This window comes from Bacillus sp. SIMBA_074, from assembly GCF_046534555.1.
GTDB lineage: Bacteria > Bacillota > Bacilli > Bacillales > Bacillaceae_G > Bacillus_A > Bacillus_A mycoides.
The window spans coordinates 1-264 of record NZ_JAWRYM010000677.1 but is presented as its reverse complement, the minus strand read 5'-3'; the positions used below and the strand labels follow the sequence as shown (position 1 = coordinate 264).

At 58.3% G+C, this 264-nt stretch carries 1 protein-coding gene; it reads left to right on the top strand.

The window, feature by feature from the left end:
* Window positions 1–264: hypothetical protein (locus SB773_RS32485; RefSeq protein ID WP_410594504.1), on the top strand; the 264-nt coding region annotated here is incomplete at both ends.

The following is a 264-nucleotide window of genomic DNA, read 5'->3' as shown; positions in this document are numbered from 1 at the left end:
CTGGAATAGCTACCAGTCGGCAGCGGAACAGGCAAAGATCGCCCAAGTCGACCTATCCAAGCTGAACATGGCGCCGATGCCGTATTGGGAAGGCGACCGTTACTACCGGGTCGGCGAAAAAGCGAAGGACAAGCAAGATGTCCCATTGCCGAAGGCACCCATGCCGCCACAGCGAAACAGTGCCGATAGTGATCCGCTGGGCGACCTCATCCGAAACAATTTCGAACCGCCGGCCGAACCGGATCAAGCAGGGAAAGACGCGAC